Origin of the sequence: Nostoc foliaceum FACHB-393, from assembly GCF_014698505.1 — a bacterium.
Taxonomy (GTDB): Bacteria; Cyanobacteriota; Cyanobacteriia; order Cyanobacteriales; family Nostocaceae; genus Nostoc; species Nostoc foliaceum_A.
Genome location: NZ_JACJTD010000001.1, coordinates 23824 through 46837 on the forward strand (window position 1 = coordinate 23824; position 23014 = coordinate 46837).

Below are 23014 nucleotides of genomic sequence, written 5' to 3' on the forward strand. Positions count from 1 at the left end.
AGCTTCAGGTTCAGAACACGAACTTTCAAGTTCTGAACACGAAATTTCAAGTTCTGAACACGAAATTTCAAGTTCTGAACACGAAATTTCAGGTTCTGAACACGAAGCTTCAAGTTCTAAACACGAAATTTCAAGTTCTGAACACGAAGCTTCAGGTTCTGAAGACGAACTTTCAAGTTCTGAACACGAAGCTTCAGGTTCTAAACACGAAATTTCAGATTCTAAATGTAAAACTTATAAAAATGAGGAAGCTTGTATTAAATCCCAAACTCAAACTACTACTCTTAAGTTGCCTAATTGCCACTCTTATAATTGTCGCTAAACAATTTAACTTTCAGGGACTTTTACAAACCTCAGTCATTTGGGTTGAGAGTCTTGGCATTTTAGGGCCTATCGCCTACATAGTCATTTACAACTTGGCAACATTACTGTTTATACCCGGTTCCCTCCTAACGCTCAAAGGCGGTTGTCTGTTTGGAGTATTTTGGGGGTCAATATATGTGCTAATTGCTGCAATAATCGGAGCAATCTTGGCTTTTATCATTGGACGCTACCTTTCACGGGATTGGGTTTCCCGACAAATGGACAAACATCCTAAATTTAAAGCGATTGATTTAGCCGTTGCCAAAGAGGGATGGAAAATTGTCTTGCTGACTCGTCTCTGTCCCGTTTTTCCTTTCAATTTATTGAATTATGCTTTTGGAGTAACACAGGTTTCCCTCAAAGACTATATATTAGGTTCCTTTGGGATAATTCCCGGTACTTTGATGTACGTTTATATTGGTTCTTTAGCTGGGAATCTTGCCATGATTAACACGTCTTATCAACCAATTACTCCAGAAACTCAAGTCTGGCAATGGGTAATGCAAGTAGTTGGGTTGATTGCTACCGTTGCCGTGACTGTGTACATCACAAAAGTTGCTCAAAAAGCTTTAGCTCAAAGTGTGGCATTAGAAGAAATCACAACCCATGACAAAACTAACAATCATTCAGATATTTAAAAATATAGGGGTTCTCGCTTATGTGAGGTACACCCGTAAGGGTACGGCAGTGCCGTGCCCCTACACTTGGCAATATAATTTTTTACCACATCTGAGTGGGAACCGCTATATTGATGCTAGAAACTTGCAGAGGTTTTTCAGCTTAAGTGGATTAATATTACTGATATTGGCGAGTGCTTTCGCATTAAACACAGACCCGGCTTTGGCACAAGAATCTGCAAATCCAAATTCTTTTAATCCCCAAGCCATTTTACGGGACTCGTTGCAATGGATTGATAGCCTGGGTACATTAGGAGCCATAGCTTTTATTGCTCTTTACATTATCGCTACCGTCGCTTTTTTCCCAGGTTCTATTCTCACCTTGGGAGCGGGTGTGATTTTTGGTGCAGCTTGGGGTTCTCTCTACGTGTTTATCGGTGCAACCCTTGGCGCTACTGCTGCTTTTCTTGTGGGACGTTATTTAGCAAGGGGCTGGATTGCTCGGAAAATCGCAGATAACAAAAAATTTGCCGCCATTGACCAAGCGGTTGGTAGAGAAGGATTAAAAATTGTCCTGTTAACGCGATTGTCCCCGATATTTCCTTTCAATTTATTAAATTATGCCTTTGGCATCACAGGAGTCTCACTTAAAGATTACTTTATCGGCTCTGTAGGCATGGTTCCTGGAACCATCATGTACGTTTATATTGGTTCACTTGCAGGTAATCTTGCCATGATTGGTACTGAAGCTCAACCTACCAACCCAACTTTGCAATGGGCAATTAGGATTTTGGGTTTGATTGCTACAGTCGCTGTGACAGTTTATGTAACCCGGATTGCGCGAAAAGCTTTAGAAGAAGAATTGTAAGGGCGTAGAATTGTTACGTCCTTACTGCCGTCTATTTAACTGCAAATTGCTGTAAATTATCGATTGTTGAAATGTTTATACAGGAAAGCTTCAATCGTGTTTGTCAATTCCCAAACGGACAAAACAATTCAAAGGCTGTATTCGTTGTTAAACAAGCATAAAAAATAAAAGACTGAGCCGCCTAAGTTTATCGGGATTCTTAATTTTGAATTTTGAATAGCCCCAAAAGGCAGTTTACTTTAGTATTTTCAATTCTTAAAAGAGGTTTCGCCAATGACCAATTCAGATTTAGAGAGAGTTACAGTTCGCCCAACGGATGAGTATAACCAAAAGTTGGTGTCTTACGTCCATCCGCCAAATTGGGTTAATCCTCAACCCGCCGATATTTACGATTTGGTAGTAATTGGGGCTGGTACGGCGGGTTTAGTGGTGGCTGCGGGGGCGGCGGGTCTGGATTTGGGTTTAAAAGTGGCGTTAATTGAAAAGCATCTCATGGGTGGAGATTGCTTAAATGTTGGTTGCGTACCATCTAAAACTATTATTCGGTCTGCTCGCGTGGTTGGGGAAATCTGGGATGCTCAAAACTTGGGAGTTAATATTCCCAAACATAATATTGATGTTGATTTTCCCAAAGTTATGGCAAGGATGCGGCGGATAAGGGCTGATATTAGTCATAACGACTCGGCGGAGCGGTTTAAAAACTTGGGTGTCGATGTCTTTTTGGGTAACGGTCGATTTGCGAGTAAAAATACCGTAGAAGTTGGCGACAAAACCCTCCGATTTAAAAAAGCTGTGATTGCGACTGGCGCGAGAGCCGCACAATTGTCGATTCCGGGAATTGAAAAGGCGGGTTATCTAACTAATGAGACGGTTTTTTCGCTGATTCAACGACCGGAACGTTTAGCGGTGATTGGTGGCGGCCCCATTGGTTGCGAATTGGCGCAAGCTTTCCGACGTTTGGGTTCTGAGGTGGTACTTTTCCATAGCGGTTCTCATCTTCTGAATAAAGAAGATGCTGAGGCTGCCAAAATTCTGCAAAAGGTTTTGATTAACGAAGGAATTCGCGTGGTGCTGAATTCTAAGTTGGAAGAAGTGGTAACTGTCACTGAGGGGAAACGGCTTTACTTTTCCTCCAATGGTCATCGAGATTCAGTGACGGTAGATGAAATTTTAGTTGGTGCGGGGCGATCGCCAAATGTGGAAGGTTTAAATTTAGAATCAGTTGGGGTGGAATACGACAAGCGTCAAGGTGTAAAGGTAAATGATTATCTCCAGACGACGAATCCCAAAATTTATGCAGCTGGCGATATTTGCATGAACTGGAAGTTTACCCATGCTGCTGATGCAGCAGCGCGGATTGTGATTAAGAATACGCTGTTTTCTCCCTTTGGCTTAGGACGCTCTAAACTCAGTAGTCTGGTGATGCCTTGGGTAACTTATACTGACCCAGAGATTGCCCATGTTGGGTTGTATGAACACGAGGCGCAGAAATTGGGTATTCAGGTGACGACAATCAACATACCTTTTAGTAGTGTAGACCGAGCGATCGCAGATGGTGAAGAATCAGGATTTGTCAAAATCCATCATAAAAAGGGGTCTGATGAAATTCTTGGTGCAACTATTGTCGCCAGTCACGCGGGTGAAATGATATCAGTTGTAACTACGGCAATGGTGAATAAGATCGGCTTGAGTAAGTTAAGCAGTGTGATTCATCCTTATCCCACTCAAGCCGAAGCGATTAAAAAAGCCGCTGATGCTTATCGTCGTACACTTTTGACATCAAATACCAAAAAATTGTTGGGATTTCTGACAAAGTTATCTTGAGCAAAATGATCCTATGGGACTCCTATTTAATTTTGAACTTTAAACAGGTTCCCAGCTATCAATCTTACCTAATGCCAAGTCTACGTAGTAAAGTTTACCATCATCTCCAGCCCTAATATCCACAGGGGCCCCTCCAGTAGAAGCAAACTGTGTAGTTGAGGCAACTTTACCCTGATTGTCCAAGGTTAAAGCAGTGATAGTTCCTTTGGTGGGATTACCGATAAACAAAGCATTGTTAAAGCCACCGCCCGTGTAAAAATCACCTACAATGATCGAAGTCGCGCCGTTTGAATGATCATAGGCGTAAATTGGTGGTGTAGCGGTTTTGCCAGCAGTATTGTAGAATTCTGCCGCTGAATCTAGTTGAGAATAAACGAATTGTTTGAGGTTGACGAGATTGCCATTTGAATCATATCCACCCTCAAAGTATGGCCAGCCAAAGTTTTTGCCTGGCCCACCAGTATTCACCTCTTCCCAAGAGTACCAGCCTACATCGCCGATAAAGGGAATATTGCTTTCTTGATTTATGGCGATGCGGAAGGCATTACGCACACCTGAGTTATAGACTTTAGAACGATTACTATTGGGATCACCGTTGTAGTAAGGATTAGTTGATAAACCTTGACCAGTAATGGCATCAATGTTCAGGATCTTGCCGGACAGATTATCAATATCCTGGACGCGAACTGCTCGGGGGTCGGCTCGGTTATAGGAAGTAGCATCACCAAGGCTCACAAACAGAGTCCCATCGTTACCAAAGCGCACGCTACCAACAGAGTGAGTTGAACTGTCGGTGGCGATAAAATCCTGGACGTTGGTAATGTTGTTGTTTTTGATAGCGTTGAGATAATCCTGGACATTGGCAAATAGCTGCCCAGTTGTTTTGTTTTTAATACCTGATGGCCCAGCGTTCTTTGTTTCGTCAGTAAGATTAACTGATGTGCTGTCAGTGTCTGGGCGGCTGATGTTGTCCCAAGTGCTATTTTTGCCTAATAATATGACTTGACTGCCGGCGATCGCAGTTTTGTAACCAGTATTTGGGTCAGCTTTCACCCGAACTAGCCGTGCTGCACGGTTACCTCCACTATCGGGATTGTCTAAGTTGCTATTAGGATTGTTCTTGGGATTGTTGACATTGGTTTCTACTGGATCGTAGGTAAATAACAGATAAACGTAGTTGTTGCCGTTCGCACTCTTACCAAAATCTGGATGTACGGCCATGCCTAATAAACCGCGATCGCTTACATTATTTACCTCTGAAGAAATATCGATAAATGGTTTTGCTTCTAAGGTGTTGGTGACGGTGTTAAACACCTTTACTATCCCATCTTTTTGGGCAATGAACATGAGCTTATTGTCAGCTGACCAGTCAAACTCTGTGGGTTGATCTAACCCCGAAACCAAAGTGTTTTTATTAAAACTGGAGTCATTACCGAAGATAGTTATTGTTGCCGCCGGATTACTAGGCAATACCATCCCAACGGCATTACTAAACTTCAAAGTAAATGCTTCATCTGCTTCCTGAATGGTGTCATCCTTGATGGCAATCAAAATGTTCTTGCTGGTTTCTCCTATTGCAAAGGTCAAGGTTCCAGATATAGCCTGGTAGTCAGAGCCAGCTTTAGCAGTTCCATCGACGGTTGTATAGTTGACACTTGCAGTCCCCGAACCGTTAGCCCGTGTAACTTTTATCGTGGCATTACCGATATTTTCATTAACTTGTGGCTGAGTAAAACTCAGACTTTGACCATCATTGTCTTGAATCGTAATTCCCAAAGTTCTTTGGGTTCCTAGTGTTGCTCCCTCTGGCTGATCAATGAGGAAACTAAAGGCTTTATCTGTTTCTATGATGTTATCGTTAACGATCCGAATTGCTACCTGTTTGCTAGTTTCTCCTGGTGCAAAGGTGAGTGTCCCCTCGACTTCCTCGCCTCCATTGCCGTAGTCATCCCCTACTTTTGCAGTACCACTTTGAGTGGCATACTTAATTGAAGATGTACCGCTTAGATCACCACTTCGCAGCACAGTCAAGGTTACAGTCCCGTCGCCTTCGTTCACAATGGTGGAAGATGATCCTAATGTAATGGTGGGCTGAAGAACTGGTGAATACAGTTGGGACTGGGGAATGATTTCTTTGGTCTGAGAGGAGCTTGACCAAGCTAGTTGGGAGACAGCAGCGTACTGATTTTCGTAGTATTCGAGTTTAATCTCGTACTTCTGACCTGCAACCAGTGCGATCGCGCCACTGTATTCTGTGGCGGATTGATTGACAAACTTATTGATGATTTGCTGACCATTCACCCACAGTCGCACACCATCATCACTAGTGGTGTAGAAATTGTAAGTCTCGCTGTACTTGGCTTGCACCTGACCTGTCCAACGCACTGAGAAGGTATCTGCACCGATGGACGGATCTGGAGAACCACCGCCCCAGTTAAAGTTCACCGTCGCATCTGTGCGAGTTTGCTTCAGGTTGGTGAAGTCGATGTTGTCGTAGTACTCTCCTTTGAGTCCCTTGCCATTTCCAGGTGTAGGTGTAGGTGTGTTGACATTACTATACAGTTGGGACTGGGGAATGATTTCTTTGGTCTGAGAGGAGCTTGACCAAGCCAGTTGGGAGACAGCAGCGTACTGATTTTCGTAGTATTCGAGTTTAATCTCGTATTTCTGACCTGCAACCAGTGCGATCGCGCCACTGTATTCTGTGGCGGATTGATTGACAAACTTATTGATGATTTGCTGACCATTCACCCACAGTCGCACACCATCATCACTAGTGGTGTAGAAATTGTAAGTCTCGCTGTACTTGGCTTGCACCTGACCTGTCCAACGCACTGAGAAGGTATCTGCACCAATGGACGGATCTGGAGAAACACCACCCCAGTTAAAGTTCACCGTCGCATCTGTGCGAGTTTGCTTCAGGTTGGTGAAGTCGATGTTGTCGTAGTACTCTCCTTTGAGTCCGTTGCCATTTCCAGGTGTAGGTATGTTGACATTACTATACAGTTGGGACTGAGGAATAATTTCTTTTGTCTGAGAGGAGCTTGACCAAGCCAGTTGGGAAACAGCAGCGTACTGATTTTCGTAGTATTCAAGTTTAATCTCGTATTTCTGACCTGCAACCAGTGCGATCGCGCCGCTGTGTTCTGTGGCGGATTGATTGACAAACTTATTGATGATTTGTTGACCATTCACCCACAGTCGCACCCCATCATCAGCAGTGGTGTAGAAATTGTAAGTCTCGCTGTACTTGGCTTCTACCTGACCTGTCCAACGCACTGAGAAGGTATCTGCACCAATGGACGGATCTGGAGAAACACCACCCCAGTTAAAGTTCACCGTCGCATCTGTGCGAGTTTGCTTCAGGTTGGTGAAGTCGATGTTGTCGTAGTACTCTCCTTTGAGTCCATCTCCCTGAGATAGCACACTGGCGCTAGCCCGAGCGGAAATATTGGATTGTGCTGGATCAATCGTTTGTAGAGATGATCTATTACTATCTATTGGACTTGGAGATGTTGACAACTGTTGGTTAAGACCTTGCTTCTGTAAATCATTCATTGAGATATATGCCTCACAATAGTGCTAAAACTAATTCCATAATCAATGCTTTCGGATTAGTTTTATATTGAATATTTTCAACAAAAAATTCGGAATGATTTTAGCTTAAATATATTTATAAGCTAATCCTTTGCCTATTGATATATTTATTAATGCTGATTCTCTTTCAGTGAATTGCTGATATAATTACTTTATTTTATGTATGCTCCTTTGCTGATTTTTCCCACTCTGCTATCTATTTGGATCAACATTAAAATAGGATAAAGTAATATACCTTGCTATATGTTCCCTAAAAGCAGGTAACGTGTATGCCAATAAATATTAGAGATTACTCAAAGGGTGTATTAGCCCTTATGAATTTTTGTTTCCTTCCGACCAATTTCTGAGTTTTTGATGCATGTAAATTTGCCAAACTGAATTTACATGCATCAAAAATCATAAATTCTCTTTTTTCAGAGCTTCTAATCTCACTAATGTGCAGGTGCATGAAGTTGAGCCGAAGCAATACCCAAGCGGGGTAAATATATGCCTAGGTAATTAAAAGTTAGAATTTACATTTTTAACTTTAGGTATTGTTTTTGGATGAATCAATTATATATTTGACAATATATCACCGTATTATGTCTATCTTTATTGTGGAACTTTGTTTAAATATTCACATTGATCTATACCTTTTTAAAGGAATATCAAAGTTTTGATTATTTTTAAATAAAAATTCCCAATCCACCGGATGATCTCATGTTTTTTAACCGCATAGTTATTATTTATATAAAAATTGTGTAAAGAAAATTTTAACATTTAAAGATTTGAACAAGAATTATTTATCTATGCTTGATATTGGCTACAAATTCATATTTTTGTTACAAGAATCAGCAGAGATATAGTAGTAATCTAAAGTCAGTGGAGCGAAAAGTTTTGCAAAAGCCTCATCAGTCAGGAATTTAAGCTAGGTAATACAATAGACCTCTTGCAAAAATAAATTATGGTACAATCAGGGGTTTTCAAAATTTGCTTTCTATCTCTATCAGACATCCTCATGAGGTAACAAAAATTCTCTGTATAGATTTTGATATGGATTTTTTCTAAACTTTTAACCATACCACAAAATAATTATGCAAGAGGTCTAATCTGTTAGAATTGCCCGATTATCATACTTATTCGAGTAAAGCTGTTGTAGGTAGACTATCTAGCGATCGCAAAGAATTATTAGCTTCCGAAACCCTATTTTGTTAATTTACAAAACTTTTCAATTTACTCAAAGTCGGAAAAATTACAAGTTTGACGTTGCAGATTCCCACTTTCCCCTAGACTAAGGGCAGCAACCTTGTTCAAACTGGCTGAGGAAAGTGGACTTTGACTGAGACAAACAATTTAAACTCTACCATCCAGAATGTCTCACGCAGGGAATTGCGAGATTTAGTGCGGACTCAGCTGCAAATGCTCCTAGAAGCGGGAGACTTGCAGGGAGCAAAAGCTATTCTCGTACCTGTGCAGCCTGCGGATATTGCCGAGGCGATTGAGGGCTTACCGGAAGCGATGCACGCTTTGGCTTTTCGCCTGCTTTCTAAAGATGAGGCTATTGAGGTTTATGAATATCTCGACTACAGTGTTCAAGAACGGTTAATCGAGGAACTTAAAAGTCAGGAAGTCCGCGATATTGTCGATCAAATGTCGTCGGATGACCGAGCTAGGTTATTTGATGAATTACCGGCAAAAGTCGTTAATCGCCTGCTAGAACAACTGAGTCCAGCAGAACGCCAAGCTACAGCCCAACTATTAGGTTATGAAGCTGATACTGCTGGGCGAATCATGACGCTAGAGCTAATCTCGCTGAAAGAAAACTTTACAGTATCTCAAGCCCTAGAGCGAATTCGCAATTTAGCTAATGCCAGTGAGATGATTTATTATCTTTATGTCATGGATGCGGCAAGGCGCTTAACAGGGATTGTATCGTTACGAGAGTTGGTAACTTCTCAGCCTGAGCAAATTATTGGCGAAATTATGACCCGTGATGTGGTGTTTGTCCACACTGATACAGACCAGGAAGAAGTTGCGAGATTAATCCAAAGATATGACTTTTTGGCTGTACCTGTCGTAGATCGAGAACAGCGTCTAGTAGGTATTATCACGGTCGATGATGTGATTGATATTCTGCAACAAGAAACCACCGAAGATATCTATGCCTTAGGTGGTGGTGTGCAGTCGGGAGGCGACAACTATTTTCAGATGAATTTACTGGAAATTGCTCGGAAGCGGGTTGTATGGTTGTTGGTTTTACTTGTAACCAATACGATCACAGGAACAATTATTAAGTCGCAAGAAGACCTTTTAGCAAAAGTGGTAACACTGACAGCGTTTATCCCTTTGCTGACTGGTACTGGTGGTAACGTGGGTGCTCAATCTTCCACAGTGGTGATTCGCGGGATGAATACCGACGAAATCCGATCGCTTGGCGCATTGCAGGTAATTGGCCGGGAAGCGATCGCAGGTGCATTATTGGGAGGAATGTTAGGCACGATCGCTACTGTCTGGGCTTATTTTCTGCAAGGACGATTAGAAGTAGCGATCGCTGTAGGCACTAGTTTGGTAGCTATTTCTCTTTTAGCTTCTATCTCCGGTTCGGCACTGCCGTTTCTATTTCGCTATCTCCGTTTAGATCCGGCATTAATGTCAGCACCATTCATTACCACAGCAGTTGATGTAGTAGGCGTTTTGATTTACTTCAATTTGGCACGGGTCATTTTAAAGTTATGAAAGAGTCATTAGTCATTAGTCATTAGTGAAGAACAAAGTACAAATGACAAATGACTAATTTTACAATTCTGATGCCGTATCTGGAGCAACAATTTCGCCAGTACCCAATTCCAGTATCATGTCCTGGTCAGTAATCAATCCGCTGAGTTCCTTCACTTGTAAATTCATTTCTTCACAAGCTTGTCTGAGTTCTCGTGCAAATTTGTTAAGGTCTTGACCATAGCCACATTGATAAGCAGCAGTTTCGATTCCTTGCTTGGCATTTGCTCTAGCACAATCTACTAGTTCCGTGCCATGCAGTGGTGTAGGAGATGCCATAGACGTACTTATTATTTCTTAAATGTTTGCTGCTAGATAGATTATCAATATTTCAATATTGTCTCATCCCTCCAATGGAAGACCATCAGGGTAGAGTTATAAGTAATTATTTCTTTGTCATTAGTCATTAGTCCTTTGTCCAAAATAAATAACCAATGGCCAATGACTAATAACTAATGACCAGCTTTTTCACTTATCCATTAACAACTTCTCCACCATTGACATGTAACACTTGTCCAGACACATAAGAAGCATCATCAGAAGCTAAAAATACGTAGCTAGGAGCAACTTCTTCTGGTTGTCCGGCTCGTTGCATTGGTACTTGTTTACCAAAAGTTTCAACTTTCTCTTCAGGAAAAGTTGATGGAATTAAAGGTGTCCAAATTGGCCCTGGTGCAACAGCATTAACACGAATTCCTTTAGGCACCAAATTTTGTGATAAGGAACGAGTAAAAGCAACGATCGCACCTTTTGTAGAAGAATAATCTAGTAGTTGTGGGCTACCTTTATAAGCTGTTACTGATGTGGTATTGATAATAGAACTGCCTGCTTGTAAATGCTTGAGTGCAGCCTTAGTCATGAAAAACATTGAGAATATATTAGTGCGGAAAGTTCGCTCTAGTTGTTCTTTGGTGATTTCTTCGATACTTTCTTTAGGATGTTGTTCGGCGGCGTTGTTGATGAGAATATCGAGTTTGCCAAACTCCCCAACTGTCTGTTGGATAGCTTGCTGACAAAAGGTTTCATCGCCGATATCGCCTGCAATGGTTACTGCACGACGCCCTTGTTTTTCTACCAAATGTTTTGTTTCTTTAGCATCGTCGTGTTCATTGAGGTAAAGAATCGCCACATCTGCACCTTCTTTAGCAAATGCGATCGCTACAGCACGACCAATACCACTATCTGCACCCGTAATCAATGCTACTTTATCTTGTAATTTGCCACTACCCCGATACTGCTCATCATCTGCTTTGGGTTTTGGCGTCATTTCTGATTCAACACCAGGTGGTTGTTGTTGCTGTGGCGGTTGTAATTTTTGCTCTTTTTGCTCTTTTGATTTAGCCATAGTTTTTGTTTCGGTAATATTGAATGTAATTGGATGTTGGTAAAAGCCTTCTTCAGTCTCTAGTCCCCATTTCAAAAGTAAACCTTGGATCGAAAATTCAACCCAAGGTTTATTTTTTGCTTTGGCTCTCACTAGCCATTTGCAATTTTAGGCGTTTATACCACGGATGCTTACCAAACGTACTTCTTGCTGGCAATTGTACGCGGCTTACATTATTTATCCTCACACCTGACACACGCTATTCACCTGACCACGAAAAACAAGTATACAACTCTCATGCGATGAAGGATTTCTCCTTCTCATCTGCTTTTAAGTTAACTATTATGTTGCTTTACTTTATCGCTCCATAGAGGTAAAATAAGCTGACATTTGCTCAACCTTAAGACGTAAAATAAATCAAATAAATAAGTGTTGCTGAATTAGTCTACAATCATTGATTGTGCCTCAACAATTGAGCCATTTTCGCTAAATAAAAATCAAGATTTATACTTTCTAACTTCGTAGTTGCAAAAATACTTACTTTTATACCATCGATTTTAGTTAATGTTAATATTTATTTAGGCTGATATCTGCATAGTTGCCTTTTTGTAGACTAAATTTCTTGCACAAGTATCTGACGACTAGTCCGCATAATAGCCCAAAAGCCTACGTGGTGCGCTACATTGAGATTATTAGAGGGTAGGGGTTATGGCAATACTAAATATTTCTGAGTTAGAGCAGGTTGAAAAGTTTCACCACTTACAATTAACCCTGAGCGATCGCTGGAAAACGAGCGAGTCATTTGACAATAATGAAGCGGATATTTTAATTATTCCCTCCCTGAGTCTCGATCAGCGCGAACTCCAAAAGATCGAAGGCTGCGAACATTATGAAGAAAGATTACTATTTTCTTTAATTCGGTTGCAGAATCCTCAGACTCGGCTGGTTTATGTAACATCAGTACCTCTGCATCCTAGTATCATTGATTATTATCTGCAACTGTTGCCAGGAATTCCCTTTTCTCATGCTCGCAATCGCTTGCTACTACTTTCTACTTACGATTCCTCGCTTAAGCCTCTCAGCCAAAAGATTTTAGAACGCCCCCGCCTGCTAAAGCGGATTCATCAAGCTTTGAGGCTAGATAAATCATTTATGATTTGCTACAACTCTTCGCACTGGGAAGGCGAATTGTCTGTAAAATTGGGTGTACCGCTGTATGCTGCCGCACCGGATTTACAGATTTGGGGGACAAAAAGTGGCAGTCGGCAAATCTTCGCCGAAAGCGGAGTACCGCATCCAGATGGCAGCGAAAAAATTTGGAACCATACAGATTTAGCAGAAGCTACCAGTGATTTGTGGGAACGACAACCGACATTAAAACGGGTTGTAGTAAAACTCAACGAAGGCATTTCTGGAGAGGGAAATGCATTGCTTGATCTTAGACCAATTGAGAATCTAGCACCAGGTATTGGGACTCATGCGCAAAGAGTAGCAGCAATTAGCGATCGCTTCTCAACAATGCGCTTTCAAGCAAAACAAGAGACTTGGGATAATTTTTCGGGAAGAATCCCTGAATTGGGGGCAATTACCGAAGCATTTGTGGAAGGGGAAATTAAGCGATCGCCCAGCGTCCAAGGACGAATCACTCCCACTGGCGAAGTGGAAATCCTTTCAACCCACGACCAAATTCTCGGAGGCCCAGACGGTCAGATTTATCTTGGATGTCGCTTTCCGGCTGATGAAAGCTATCGGTTGCAATTACAGCAATTGGGGTTACAAGTTGGTAGAAAGCTAGCAGAGAAAGGCACTTTAGAGCGATTTGGCGTAGATTTTATCACCGTTGACAATGGTAATGGAGAGTGGGATATTCAGGCGATCGAAATTAACCTGCGTAAAGGCGGTACAACTCATCCATTCATGACCTTGAAATTATTAACGAACGGGCGTTATGACCTTTCCACGGGTTTATTTTATAGTCAGCAAGGTCGTCCAAAATATTACATTGCCACTGATAATCTGCAAAAAGAGCGCTATCAGGGATTATTACCTAATGATTTGATGGATATCATCGCTCACCACAGACTGCACTTTGACAGTGGTACTGAAACGGGTACAGTGTTTCATCTTATGGGTTGCCTTTCGCAGTTTGGCAAGTTGGGATTAACCAGCATCGGTGATTCCCCGCAACAAGCACAAGACATTTATAACAAAGTTGTGAAAGTTCTAGATGAAGAAACCCGCAGCGAAAATCATGATTTATCGGCGGTTTCAAATTATTCCTTTCCCGTAGTTTGGGATGAATATAGTTAAAGAATGTCGTTTGCAACACATGAATCGGCTTAGGGGCGTAGATTATGTACATAATCTACGCTCTTGCCTAACGCTCATTAGCTGATTAGTTTTGAATGCTACTATTAGGTAAACTTTGTTGGTTATTTGGCTCTTTACGAGATTGAAATTGAGTATATATATATGTTACCAATGCTAAAGTCAGCCCAATGGCAAAGACCACTCCCAGGATTCGCAAGAAATTGGGAGAAATTCTCGTAGCTAGCTGCCCATTTAGCTTTGGTTGGTAAATAGTGTCATCTGTTGCTACTTGTGGTCTGCCTTGATTAGATGCAGGTCGCGGTTGATACAACGTCACATCTGGCGGCACTTGTGGTCTGCCTTGGTTGGATGCAGGTCGCGGTTGATACAAGGTCTTATCTGGTGGCACTTGTTGCCCACTCTGATTAGACCCAGGTCTTGGTTGATACAAGGTCTTATCTGGTGGCACTTGTTGCCCACTCTGATTAGACCCAGGTCTTGGTTGAAACAATGTTTTATCTGGTGGCACTTGTTGCCCACCCTGATTAGCTCCAGGTCTTGGTTGAAACAAGGTCTTATCTGGTGGCGCTTGTTGCCCGCTTTGATTAGACGCAGGTCGTGGTTGATATAATGTCACGTCCGGTTTGCTGGCATTTGGATTATTCACAGGACTTGGTTGACTTTGCTCAACTGGGTGAAATGGTCTCGAAACGGTTTCGTGATTTGAACCTTGGTTGTATCCAGCTTGAAGGGGAGGAACGGTTTCCTCAGATTGGTTTTGCTCAACTGGTTGAAATGGTCTCGGAACAGTTTCGTGATTTGAACCTTGATTGTATGCAGATGGAGGACGCACAATAGTGTCGTCGTTCGATTGTCTTGGAACAGTTTCGTAATTTGAACCCTGATTGTATGCAGATGGAGGACGCACAATAGTGTCTTCGTTCGATTGTCTTGGAACAGTTTCGTGATTTGAACCTTGATTGTATGCAGATGGAGGACGCACAATAGTGTCTTCGTTCGATTGTCTTGGAACAGTTTCGTGATTTGAACCTTGATTGTAAAAAGGTTGCGGCTCCCCAGTAGCCTGTCCGGGTACACTAGTAGTCCCTGTGACAAATTTGGCAGCAGCTTGCAAAGCCTGATTCAATTCTTCTACTGTTGCAAATCGGTTAGCTGGGTTCTTGTGCAGGCATTTCATCACTACCTCTTCCAATTGTACGGGTAGGTGCTCACACCCTGGTTGCGATCGCAGTGGTTTTGGTGGTTCATAAGCATGAGCTAATACCCAAGAAGCTTCACTAATATGACTACCCTTAATGCTGATTCCAAAGGGGTCGGCTGCACTCAGCATTTCATAAAGGATAATCCCTAAACTGTAAATATCACCCCTAGCGTCCAGGTTTTTATCACTTTGGATTTGCTCAGGAGGTGCGTAACGAAACGTACCAATAAATGTACTAGTTATATTTGTAATATTGGAATTTTCTGAAGATTCACTCCGAATTTTGGCAACACCAAAATCCAAAACTTTTACCCACTCTCCCAAATCTGTAGGCACTAAAAATATATTATCTGGTTTCAGGTCACGATGAACTACCTGAATATGTTCAGTGGTTTTACCTCCATCCCTTTGGAGAGTTACCCCATGATGGGCAAGCTGTAAACCTTTGCAAACTTGCGCCATAATCTTCACAGTCCGCTCAACAGATAGCCGCTTTTCGCGTAGCAGTAACTGCCTAAGGGTTTGCCCCCGCAAATATTCCATTACATAAAATGGAAAACCTTCTGGGGTGACTCCACAATCACTAATCTTAACGATGTGGTCACTTTGCAAAGCAGCACAAACTGCCACCTCACGCTCAAAACGCTTTCTCATTTCTTGTGATGCCACCAGCGTATCTTTGAGCAACTTCAGTGCTACCTGCTGACCTACACGGGTGTCAGTTGCCAGGAAGACTTCTCCCATGCCACCCCCGGCTAACCGTCTGTCTAAACGGTATCGCTCGTTATCACCTACGAAGCGTCCAATCCAAGAATTTGAAGAAGGTGGGGATTTCATCTGGGGCAACCCATCCTAGTTACTTTAAAGTGTTAACTTTCGTCAGAGATACTACTAGTATTACAAATATGATTGCTTGCTTCGTAACCTTAAGTAGTTAGTAATATATGCTACTAGTATTTATCTAATTATACTCAGCTTAACATATTACTAACTTAAAGTAATGCGAAGAATTTGATAAAATGTTTAAAGTTAAGACCTATGACAGTTGAAATTAGTTTCTGATATATAAGTTAACGCAAATTCGACGAGGGTCGTCAGCGTAACTCTTTTTTCCTGATTTTGAGCTATAGCAGACTCTACTCATCGAATTAAGGTTATTTTTATCTGCCGAGCTGCTAATAAGTAGTAGTCCATTAAGAAATAATTGAGGGGTGGGGATTGTTCTTAGTTTGCATTAAAGCGCAAACCAAGAACCTAGCAACTCAAACTTGACAGACTATTGCTTATGTATTTTTGTATACCGTGCAGATAGTCTCCGTTACAGAATATTTAAAGTTTTGCAAAATATATTCTGTCAATGTGCTCAGGCGTACATGATTGATATGTGCTATTGCCATGAGGAACGAGGATGAGTAATGTGCTCTCTATAGCCGCCGTGACAGCAGTACTAAAAGTCTTGCTGGAAAATGGTTTAGTCAGTGATCCGATCACTGCTAGTGTTGGTGATGTGATTGTAACTGCCCTGCCGCCTGATCGAATTTCAGTTGAAGCTGACGAGCGTGCTCAAATTAACCTATTTCTCTATCAAGTGACGCAGAATCGCAATGTCGATTGGGTATCTCAGGAATTTCGGAGCAGGCACTCACGTATTAATGGAAACCCGCGCTCTCCGACTCCACCACTAGCTCTTGATCTCCATTACTTGCTAACAGCCTATGGAGCCAAGGATTTTCAGGCGGAGCTTCTACTTGGCTACGCAATGCATTTATTACACAAAACACCAGCTATCACATCGGATATTATTGAGAATACTCTGAGAAATGCCTCTACAACCAATACCTCAAGTGCTTTTTCGCAAGCTTTAGCAAGTGTGTCTGTATCCGATTTAGCTGAACAAATTGGGCAGATCAAACTGACTCCAGAATTTTTTAACATGGAAGAAACTTCTAAGTTATGGTCTGCTTTACAAACGCACTATCGACCTTCAGCTACCTATCTGGCATCAATGGTATTGATTGAAAGTAGCAAATCTGACAACTCTGAAAGTTTCTATATAATGCCCTTGTCTCAGCCGAGTATAGAGCAAGTTATGGCTACGGCAAAGACTGAGCAAATGATTGTTGCGGGCACAACATTAGTAATTCGTGGTAAACGGTTACGGGGTGAGATCACACGAGTTCGTTTGGGTAATACGGAGACATTACTAGTACCTCAGGATGTTAAAGAAACGCAAATCAGCTTGTTAGTCCCGCCAGATTTGTACGCAAGTGTGCAGGGTATCCAAGTTGTACATCTAACGATGAACAACGCAGGACAAACGGATTATCTAGTTGAATCAAACGTTGCAACTTTTGTCCTCCATCCAACAATTTCAGCATTTGTCGCTCAAGTGGAAAATAGCGGCGACAATTTACGCACAGCAGAAATTATCGTTAAATTCCAGCCCAAAGTTGGTAAGGCACAGCGGGTAGTTTTGCTACTTAATGAAGCGTCAGGTGATAACCCGGTAGCTTACTCTTTCTTGGTTGCACCACGCACCGAAAACACTGATGCAATCACTATTCCTGTCAAAAATGTGAAACCAGGAACTTATATTGTCCGGGTGCAGGTAGATGGGGCGGAAAGTCCACTGCATAAAAATCAGTCCGGGGAATATGATTCGCCACAGGTGACAATTCTATGAATGCTACGACAAATTACAATTGGGATGAGGCAAACTACCGCTATCTATCAGCAGCCCTAGCTGTGGTGCGTGGTATTTTAGAAAATCACACGGCAAAAGAGCAAAATCAACCTGAGGAGAAAAACCAAGAGCATTTACAGCAAGCGTTACAGGAAGCTGCTGCTGCTATGCCTGCACCATCGACATTGGAGAGAGTGTGCAAAATATTTAGCCTCTCACCCTTTGAACGTGATTTGTTGCTGTTGTGTGCAGGTATGGAATTGAATGGAGATTTTGCGAAGTTATGTGCTATAGTCCACGGGGATTCACAACGAGCTTACCCAACCTTAAGTTTAGCTCTGGCAGCTTTACCTAACGTCCACTGGGATGCGATCGCTCCAAATGCTCCCTTACGTCATTGGCGGTTAATTCAGGTTGGTGACGGTCATTCCCTTACTCTCAGTCCCTTGAGAATTGACGAGCGGATTTTACATTATTTAACGGGTATTCAATATCTTGACGAACGATTAGCTGGGATCATTGAGCCATTACAAGAGGTTAGTGATTTAGTACCCTCGCACCAAGATTTAGCAGAACGAGTAGCAGCAGTTTGGTCGCAAGCTTACAAGGTTAATAGCTTACCAATCGTTCAGTTATGTAGTAACGAAACTGTCAGCAAACGTGCCATTGCCGCTACAATTTGTCAGAGCCAGGGTTTAAGCCTGTGGGTAATGCCTGCACAAGTCATTCCCTTAGCACCTGGCGAGTTGGATAATCTCATCCGCCTATGGACTCGTGAGACGATTTTAAGTAAGTGTGCATTACTAATAGACTGCAACGATCTGGATACTAATGATACAGCGCGGCTGAATGCGATCGCTCGGTTCATTGAACGCACAAACGGCTTTTTAATAGTCACGAGTCGAGAACGGATCGGCTTATCACAACGCCTAGTAGTTAATTTTGACGTACATCAACCAACTATCAAAGAACAAGGTGTAGTTTGGCAAGATGCACTAGGTGCAATTGCACCGCAAATGAACGGGCAAGTTAAAACCCTAGTGGATCAGTTCAACCTAAGCGCCGCAACCATCCGCGCTGCTTGTGCAGAAGCCGTAGGGCAGTTAGCACAAACACCAGAAAACGATATCACTAGCATTTTATGGGATGCCTGCCGTGTGCAAGCACGTCCGCGCTTGGATGAACTCGCCCAGCGAATTGAGCCATCTGGTGATTGGGAGGACTTAGTATTACCAGAGGCACAGAAACAAGTTCTCCGGGAAATTGCAGCTCATGTGCGTCAACGGAGTACTGTATATAACAATTGGGGGTTTGCTGCCAAGAGTGCGCGAGGATTGGGAATCAGCGCTTTATTTGCAGGTGCTAGCGGCACTGGTAAAACCTTGGGAGCAGAAGTGCTGGCCCATAAATTGCGTCTCGACCTTTATCGCATTGATTTATCGTCGGTAGTCAGCAAATATATTGGCGAGACAGAGAAGAATTTGCGCCGGGTATTTGATGCTGCTGAACAAGGCGGGGTAATTTTGTTATTTGATGAAGCTGACGCTTTATTTGGCAAACGGAGTGAGGTTAAAGATGCCCGCGATCGCTACGCAAACATCGAAGTTAGCTACCTATTGCAACGGATGGAAAGCTACCCAGGTTTAGCAGTCCTGACTACTAACTTGAAGAGTGCAATTGATACAGCCTTTCTGCGGCGCATTCGCTTTGTAGTGCAGTTCCCCTTCCCGGATACAACGCAACGAGCCGAGATTTGGCGACGCGTCTTTCCAACTGACACCCCAACCGCAGATTTAGATGCTCTGCAACTAGCACGACTCAATGTCGCTGGGGGTAATATCCGTAACATAGCCTTAAATGCAGCTTTCCTCGCTGCCGATGCTGGGGAACCAGTGCAGATGAAACACGTGTTGCGGGCTGCTCAGACAGAATATACCAAATTAGAGAAGCCTTTGACTGAGGCGGAAGTTGGGGGGTGGATGTGAAGATTTCATACAATCTTGACGGCTGAATAAATTCAGCTATTCGCTTATATCCCCCGCATGAATGACGGGGGCTTTACGCATCACGACTCGTAAGTGGTTCACGTTAGCACAACTTGAAGCGTTTCTTGCCAATTTAAGTGCAACTGTGAGTGAGCATTGCCGCTATTAATGGCAATTTCTATCCAGCCGTGACTGCCAACTAAAGCTATTATTTCTCCCACGTTAACATCACTGTAAGTTTCACAGCCTGGTATACTCAACCCCGCAGCATGCACAGACCAAGTTTTGCCTTGTACGTAACTCCCTGCAATGTTGCTCACTAAGTTGCCAAAGTGGTCAATATATTGAATGCAACCCACTACACCAGTGCTTGTTTGCTTGCACTCGCCTATATCCAGTGTTACCAAACTTGCTGGCTCAATTTCTTGTCCTAGCTGTTTGAGGGAGACACCACTAGCAAGATTAGCTCCCACTGGTGCAAAGATATCTCTACCGTGAAAAGTTTTGCTTGGTTGAAGAGTTTGCCAATAGTTAAGATTTGTGAGTTCGACGGCTGCGATCGCAGGACTTTGACTAAGTACCCCGCTAAAGATACCATTATCTGGGCCTACCAAAAACCCTTGAGCAAATTCTACTGCGATCGCTCGTCGCTTGCTTCCCACACCCGGATCTACTACTGCCACATGCACTGTGCCAACGGGGAAATAGGGACAAGCATTCATCAGGGAAAACCTGGCTGCGGCTATGTCTTGCGGTGGAATTTGGTGCGTTAAGTCTACCACCGTCAGTCTGGGGTTAATTTGGGCTATGACACCCTTCATTATGCCTACATAAACATCGCGATCGCCGAAATCACTCAGTAAAGTCACGAGTGGTTGTTGACCTATCTGCTTTTTAGACATATTTTTGCTAAAATCTACATTAATTCCGAAATTTCTGTAGCAACAGCTACAAAATATATGCTATGTTAAGAATACCAGACATAAAGCAAAAAATTAAAGAAGGTAATCATTATGAATCAAGGTAGACTACAAAGTGTCAGGAAAGCACAAGAAACTCACAGAGAGAATATTCAAAAAAGCCTAGAGCATCGCTTGCAAGTAGCCAGAGCAAAGGGCGACGAACAACTGATTCGTCAACTAGAAGCTGAAATGAGGTATTCCAGCTAAATCAAGTTTTCATTGTTCTTAGTTTGTTGTGTAACCCGCTATAGCGGGTTTTTTTGTTTTTAGGAGGTTTTTTAGTAATTTCGCTCTTACAACGTTTTAACTAACCCAGTTGCATATAGAAAAAACTGCGATCGCTCTGGAGTATACACCTCCTTTAGTTGACTATTAAAAACTGTATTCAAAAATACAGTTTTTAGACACTAGCTCAAGCCACTTCCCGTAGCTGTGACGGTACACTCACCTCTGGAAATGAAAGTGAGAGTTGTTCGGCTTGAGGTACTGCGGCCTGTTCTAAAACTTGAACTTCGATATTCACGCTCACCAGATAACTGCCTGTATCAGCACCAACCGCTTCAGCAATTAATTTGGCAATGTCTGGGCGTTTAGCGGTCAGCGGGTCACGTAAAATACACCGATCCCATTCATGCTTGGCAGTCGGATTGAGGTTGAGAATGTAATGCTTCATCATCGAACTAACCCTTGAATCCATCTTCCAGAAGGTTTTCACAGAGCCGTTATGCATTTAACTAGGCTTTGTGGACGCTAACTTTATTATAGTATATTTGTACTAAAATAGGCGATATCTGAGTGAAAAACTGGGGGATACAGACCATTACTAGGAGCGCACAAGTGAGCGTTAGCCATATTCTTGTGCTACATCCCATTATTTTAGGGGCTGTGTTTTAATTCAGAGGGGAATAATCAAACCGCTTCGCAAAGTCATTTCGTTCTACTTATATACCAACAACTCTTTATCAAAGCGCGATGCCGTTCACGGAGCATCTCGTAGAGAAGGCGGGAAAAGCCAACGCCACATTTATTTATTCCCTTATTCTCAATCAAATTTGGTAGCGGGTGTGAATCCCCAATTTACAATTCCAGAAAATCTGTCCATAGGTAATTTCTAACATCAAGCTATTGCAACTAAGCTTACAAAGTAACGCCTAATTTTTATATAAACCGCTATATGGTAGATATCTATATTATTGAGCTATTTGTGATTGGTCTGCTTCTGCTAATGGTCACATTAGGGTCAGGTTGGATTTCTCGCTTACCTCTTTCTTTTGCTATTATCTATCTACTAGTTGGTATTTTACTAGGCCCTTACGGCTTAGGGCTGATTCAATTACGTCGAGATGAAGTTTTTAATGCCGAACTGCTGGAGAGAATCACAGAACTTGTAGTAATTATTTCTGTATTTAGCTGCGGTTTAAAAATTGTTCGCCCTCTAAAATTGGGGGTTTGGGGTATTACGGCACGATTAATTGTATTTCTGATGCCAATGTCAATTTTTGCTTTGGCTGCTGTAGGTAAATTATTTTTAGGGATGAATTGGGGAGAAGCAATTTTATTAGGAGCAATTCTCGCACCTACCGATCCAGTATTAGCATCAGAAGTACAACTGACCGATACAAATGACCAAGATGAGTTGAGATTTGGTTTAACTTCTGAAGGTGGGTTAAACGATGCTTTAGCTTTTCCCTTCGTTTACTTTGGCATTCATGCATTAAAAGATGATAACTGGGGTAATTGGTTTAAAGAGTGGATTGCGGTTGATTTAATTTGGGCGATCGCAGCCGGCATTGTTATGGGAATTGTCGTTGCCAAATCTATAGTTTGGATTGAAAAAAGAATTCAAAAACGTCGTCCTGCTGATGAGTTAATGGAAGATTTTATTGCTATCAGCACAATTCTACTGACTTATTCTTTAACAGAAATGGTTAATGGCTATGGATTTTTGGCAGTATTTGTTGCTGGGTTAGTTATCCAACGCAGTTACAGAAATCCTGAAAAACCGCTAGCGCAATTGGAATTTGTTGAGCAAGTTGAAAAGCTGCTGGAAGTTGGAACAATTCTACTATTAGGTTCAATATTATTATTGCAACCAATGCTCAACTATGCTATGCAATCTTTATTAGTAGTAATTTTATTATTATTCGTAATCAGACCTGTAGGAGTTTGGATTAGCACAATAGGTAAACGCCCTCTCGACTCACACCGCCGAACCTTTCATCCAGGAACTCGCTGGTTATTTGGATGGTTTGGTATTCGTGGTGTCGGCTCTTTATATTATCTTGCCTATGCGTTTGGTCATGGATTAAAAGGAGAAGCCGCTGAACAAATTGCTTGGATAACTTACACTACTATTGTAGTTTCTGTGATTATACATGGAATTAGTGCAACTCCATTAATGAAGTGGTATGAGCGCAATCTTACTAATCAGAGAAAAGCTACTCCTCCCGCCACAATAGATGAATTTGAGTAAAATTAATTTTTGTTGTAGTGTTATAGCTAAAC

15 protein-coding genes are annotated in these 23014 nt (G+C 42.2%); 9 read left to right on the plus strand and 6 right to left on the minus strand.

Annotation, left to right across the window (positions count from 1 at the left end):
- Positions 1-242: 242 nt before the first annotated feature.
- From H6G92_RS00110 to H6G92_RS00120, 3 genes are all read left to right on the plus strand, one after another.
- The gene (locus H6G92_RS00110) at positions 243-1001 is read left to right on the plus strand and encodes a TVP38/TMEM64 family protein (RefSeq protein WP_190889552.1); all 759 of its coding nucleotides are present in this window, start codon (positions 243-245) and stop codon (positions 999-1001) included.
- Positions 970-1848, plus strand: coding sequence for a TVP38/TMEM64 family protein (locus H6G92_RS00115; RefSeq protein ID WP_242059015.1), 879 nt, complete (start codon positions 970-972; stop codon positions 1846-1848). Before H6G92_RS00110 ends, H6G92_RS00115 begins: the two co-directional genes overlap by 32 nt.
- A gap of 273 nt (positions 1849-2121) precedes the next feature.
- Positions 2122-3672: a mercuric reductase gene (locus H6G92_RS00120; protein WP_190889554.1), complete on the plus strand. Its 1551-nt coding sequence runs from the start codon at positions 2122-2124 to the stop codon at positions 3670-3672.
- 39 nt (positions 3673-3711) lie between these two features.
- On the opposite strand, the gene H6G92_RS00125 is transcribed toward H6G92_RS00120, so the two are convergent.
- Positions 3712-7230 carry a PA14 domain-containing protein gene (locus tag H6G92_RS00125; protein ID WP_190889556.1) on the minus strand — a complete coding sequence of 1173 codons (3519 nt, stop codon included), beginning with the start codon at positions 7228-7230 and terminating at the stop codon, positions 3712-3714.
- 1353 nt (positions 7231-8583) lie between these two features.
- Here H6G92_RS00125 and mgtE point away from each other — a divergent pair.
- Entirely contained in the window at positions 8584-9984 is a 1401-nt protein-coding gene (gene mgtE, locus H6G92_RS00130; protein WP_190889558.1) for a magnesium transporter, read from the plus strand.
- Positions 9985-10044: 60 nt separating this feature from the next.
- Here the strand turns inward: mgtE and H6G92_RS00135 are convergent, their stop codons facing one another.
- Complete coding sequence (locus H6G92_RS00135) at positions 10045-10302, minus strand: hypothetical protein (RefSeq protein ID WP_190889560.1); 258 nt, start codon at positions 10300-10302, stop codon at positions 10045-10047.
- A gap of 193 nt (positions 10303-10495) precedes the next feature.
- Entirely contained in the window at positions 10496-11368 is an 873-nt protein-coding gene (locus tag H6G92_RS00140; RefSeq protein WP_190889562.1) for an SDR family oxidoreductase, read from the minus strand.
- Between the two features lie 687 nt (positions 11369-12055).
- On the opposite strand from H6G92_RS00140, the gene H6G92_RS00145 reads away from it, so the two are divergent.
- On the plus strand, positions 12056-13657 hold the full coding sequence (locus H6G92_RS00145; protein WP_190889564.1) for a peptide ligase PGM1-related protein: 1602 nt from the start codon (positions 12056-12058) through the stop codon (positions 13655-13657).
- A gap of 85 nt (positions 13658-13742) precedes the next feature.
- Here the strand turns inward: H6G92_RS00145 and H6G92_RS00150 are convergent, their stop codons facing one another.
- Complete coding sequence (locus H6G92_RS00150) at positions 13743-15716, minus strand: serine/threonine protein kinase (protein ID WP_190889566.1); 1974 nt, start codon at positions 15714-15716, stop codon at positions 13743-13745.
- A gap of 571 nt (positions 15717-16287) precedes the next feature.
- Here H6G92_RS00150 and H6G92_RS00155 point away from each other — a divergent pair.
- A complete protein-coding gene (locus tag H6G92_RS00155; RefSeq protein WP_190889568.1) occupies positions 16288-17562 on the plus strand; it encodes a DUF4255 domain-containing protein in 1275 nt (424 codons plus the stop codon).
- On the plus strand, positions 17559-19547 hold the full coding sequence (locus H6G92_RS00160; protein ID WP_190889570.1) for an ATP-binding protein: 1989 nt from the start codon (positions 17559-17561) through the stop codon (positions 19545-19547). The genes H6G92_RS00155 and H6G92_RS00160 overlap by 4 nt, the downstream gene beginning before the upstream one ends.
- 98 nt (positions 19548-19645) lie before the next feature.
- On the opposite strand, the gene H6G92_RS00165 is transcribed toward H6G92_RS00160, so the two are convergent.
- Entirely contained in the window at positions 19646-20449 is an 804-nt protein-coding gene (locus tag H6G92_RS00165; RefSeq protein WP_190889572.1) for an SAM hydrolase/SAM-dependent halogenase family protein, read from the minus strand.
- 111 nt (positions 20450-20560) lie between these two features.
- On the opposite strand from H6G92_RS00165, the gene pirA reads away from it, so the two are divergent.
- On the plus strand, positions 20561-20716 hold the full coding sequence (gene pirA, locus H6G92_RS00170) for an arginine synthesis PII-interacting regulator PirA (RefSeq protein WP_190889575.1): 156 nt from the start codon (positions 20561-20563) through the stop codon (positions 20714-20716).
- A 205-nt stretch (positions 20717-20921) separates the two neighbouring features.
- Here pirA and H6G92_RS00175 read toward each other — a convergent pair whose 3' ends face one another.
- Positions 20922-21185, minus strand: coding sequence for a hypothetical protein (locus H6G92_RS00175; RefSeq protein ID WP_190889577.1), 264 nt, complete (start codon positions 21183-21185; stop codon positions 20922-20924).
- 498 nt (positions 21186-21683) lie between these two features.
- Between H6G92_RS00175 and H6G92_RS00180 the strand changes: the two genes are divergently transcribed.
- Complete coding sequence (locus H6G92_RS00180; protein WP_190889580.1) at positions 21684-22982, plus strand: cation:proton antiporter; 1299 nt, start codon at positions 21684-21686, stop codon at positions 22980-22982.
- Positions 22983-23014: the final 32 nt, after the last annotated feature.